We start from the raw sequence: 3,281 nt of genomic DNA, 5'->3' as shown, positions 1-3,281 counted from the left end.
GCGTCGATCCGGCCGAGCCGGCGGCGTCGGGCTGACGGGGGTCGCTCATGCGGCGGCTCCTTCTGCGGGCTGTTCGCCGGCCATCATCAGGCCGAGCACGTCGCGGGGGGTGTCGCCCGGGACGATGCCCACGATGCGGCCGCGGTACATGACCATGATGCGGTCGGCGAGGGCRACCACCTCGTCGAGCTCGGTGGACACGACGACCACGGGGACGCCGGCGTCGCGGGTCTCGACGATGCGCTTGTGGATGAATTCGATGGAGCCCACGTCGACGCCGCGCGTGGGCTGCGCGGCCACGAGCAGGCGCAGCTCGCGGCTGAGTTCGCGAGCCAGCACGACCTTCTGCTGGTTGCCGCCGGAGAGCTGCCGCACCTTGGAATCGATGCCTTGCGTGCGGACGTCGAACTCCTTCACCTTGTCGCGGGCGAAGTCGGCGAGGGCGCCACGCTGGATGCTGCCGCCCCGCACGAACGGCGCACCGTCGCTGCGGTCGAGCATGAGGTTCTCGGCGATGGTGAACTCGCCGACCAGTCCGTCCTCCGTGCGGTCCTCGGGTACGAATCCGACGCCGGCGTCGAGGATCCGCTTCACGCTGGACGAGCCGAGCTCGATGCCGTCGATCCTGATGGAGCCCTGCACTCGCGGCTGCAGGCCGAGCAGCGCCTCGGTCAACTCGGTCTGCCCGTTGCCCTGGACGCCGGCGATCGCGAGGATCTCACCTCGGCGCACCTCGAAGCTCACGTCGYTGACCACGAGCTGGCCGATGGGGTCGATCACCGTGAGGCCCTGCACCTGGAGTGCGGCGTCGCCGAGCGTGGGCTCCTCCTTGTGCACCGTCAGCTCGACGGCACGGCCCACCATGAGCGACGCGAGCTCGGCGTTCGTCGCCGTCGGGGACGCCTCGCCGACCACCTTGCCGAGGCGGATGACCGTGATGCGGTCGGCCACCTCGCGCACCTCGCGGAGCTTGTGGGTGATGAAGACGATGGAGGTGCCGGTCTGCTTCAGCTGGCGCATGATGCCCATGAGCTCATCGGTCTCCTGCGGCGTGAGCACGGCGGTGGGCTCGTCGAAGACGAGCACCTTCGCGTCTCGGGAGAGCGCCTTGATGATCTCGACGCGCTGCTGCACGCCGACGGGAAGGTCGTCGACGAGCGCGTCGGGGTCGACGTCGAACCCGAACCGCTCGGAGATCTCGCGCACCTTCGCGCGTGCGGCGGGGAGGTCGAGTCGTCCGCCGAGCTTCGTCTCCTCGTGTCCGAGCATCACGTTCTCGGCGACGGTGAAGACGGGGATGAGCATGAAGTGCTGGTGCACCATGCCGATGTGCGCTGCCATGGCGTCGCCCGGGCCGGCGAAGTGCTGGACCTGGTCGTCGAGCAGCACCTCGCCCTCGTCGGCTTGGTACAGGCCGTACAGGACGTTCATGAGCGTCGACTTGCCTGCACCGTTCTCGCCGAGGAGGCAGTGGATCTCTCCGGCCTCCACGGTGAGGTCGATGTGGTCGTTCGCGACCAAGCTGCCGAATCGCTTCGTGATGCCGCGAAGTTCGAGCTTCATGTCCCCGATCCTACTGAGGTGGCTGCATCCGTCGGAGATGCTGCGCGAAAGTTGAGGGTGCCGGAGAGGTGCTGCGCAGATGTTGCGCGTTCCGCTCCGAAGTGCGCCTGGACGTCGATCGGGGAGGCCGGCTGGTGCCGACCTCCCCGATCAGAGCGTCGTTCCTACTTGGCGAGGTAGGACTTGACCTCGACGTCGCCCGCGATGATCGCGGCCTTGAGGTCGTCGAGCTCGCCCTGGAGCGTCGACGGGACCTTCGACTCGAAGTCGTGGAACGGGGCGATGCCCACGCCCTCGTTCTCGAGGGTGCCCACGAACGGGGTGTTGTCGAAGTCGCCGTTGCCCGCTGCGATGACGGCCTCGTACGTGCCGACGTCGATGCCCTTGAGGATCGAGGTGAGCATGAGGTCGGCGACCGACGGGTCGGTCTCGGTGAAGTCCGCGTCGACGCCGATCATCGCGATCTCGCGGCCGGAGTCGCGGATGGCCGCGGCAGCCGACTGGTAGATCGGGCCGCCGACGGGCAGGAGCACGTCGACGTTCTGATCGATGAGGCCCTGCGCGGTGTTGCGGGCCGTGTCGTTGGCCTCGAAGCCACCGGTGAAGAGGCCGTCGGTGCCGTCCCAGCCGAGGACCTGCACATTCGTGCCCTTCTCGGTGTTGTGGTAGTCGACGCCCTGCTTGAAGCCGTCCATGAAGATCGAGACGGTCGGGAAGTTCATGCCGCCGAAGGTGCCGACGACGCCGGTCTTCGAGTAGTCGGCGGCCGCGTAGCCGGCGAGGAACGCCGCCTGGGCCGTGTCGAAGATGATCGGCTTGATGTTGTCGGAGTCGGTCTTGCCGTCGAAGTCGTTGTCGACGACGTCGTCGATCGAGACGTACTCGATGTCGGGGTTGGCCGCAGCGGACTCGCCGGCGGCGGCGGCGAGCGCGAAGCCGACCGTGGTGATGAGGTTGCAGCCCTGGTCGACGAGGTTCGTCAGGTTGGGCGCGAAGTCCGTCTCGGAGTCGGACTGCACGGTGACCGGCTCGACGCCGAGCTCGTCGGCGGCCTTGGTCAGGCCCTCGAACCCGAGCTGGTTGAACGACTTGTCGTCGAAACCGCCCGCGTCGGAGACCATGCAGGGGAGGAAGTCGGATGCCGCCGCCCCGTCGGTGGAGCCCGAGTCCTCGGGCGCGGATCCGCAACCGGCGAGCAGCACGGCTGCGCCGAACATCGCAAGACCGCCGAGGGCGGCCTTCCTGGTCGTGACCTTCACTGTGTCCTCCAAAGACTGCGCCCCGACCGTCGCGGGGACTCGATGAGTCACGTTACCGAATGTTGCGGCCGCCGCCCCGGCCCAGTCGCCCGGGGACATGCAATGGTTATGAAGACGCGACATTCTGCTCATATGAGCAGGCCGCTACTCCCCCGCACGGGGGCCACCGGTCCCGGCCGGGGCCCTCGTGCCCGCTCCGGGTCAGCGCGAAGCGGGTGAGCTGGGCGAATCGACGACGAGCTCACCGGCGATGATCGCCTGTCGCAGGCCCTCGATCTCGCCGTCGAGCTCGGGCGTGACGAGCGCCGCGAGGTCGTGGTAGKGCGCGATCTCGACGCCGCCGTTCTCGAGTGTGCCGACGTAGGGCTCGTTCGAGAAGGAGCCGTCCTGCACGGCGCCGACGATCTCGACCATCGCGTCCTGCGTGTTCTTCAGCACGCTGGTGAGCAGCACCGGCCG

The 3,281-nt window shown here is 68.2% G+C and carries 2 protein-coding genes and 1 pseudogene; all 3 read right to left on the bottom strand.

Annotation, left to right across the window (positions count from 1 at the left end):
* Positions 1–45: 45 nt before the first annotated feature.
* Positions 46–1,563 (bottom strand): ABC transporter ATP-binding protein, encoded by a 1,518-nt coding sequence (locus tag AC1DY2_RS17595; protein WP_476763588.1) that lies wholly within the window; start codon positions 1,561–1,563, stop codon positions 46–48.
* Between the two features lie 164 nt (positions 1,564–1,727).
* A complete protein-coding gene (locus AC1DY2_RS17590) occupies positions 1,728–2,822 on the bottom strand; it encodes a BMP family lipoprotein (RefSeq protein WP_309973309.1) in 1,095 nt (364 codons plus the stop codon).
* A 201-nt stretch (positions 2,823–3,023) separates the two neighbouring features.
* Positions 3,024–3,281 (bottom strand): annotated as a pseudogene (locus AC1DY2_RS17585) (BMP family ABC transporter substrate-binding protein); the annotation flags it as partial.

Source organism: Agromyces sp. P1_H4 (genome assembly GCF_056405255.1).
The sequence above is the reverse complement of the archived record's forward strand: the minus strand, read 5'-3'. Positions and strand labels throughout refer to the sequence as shown.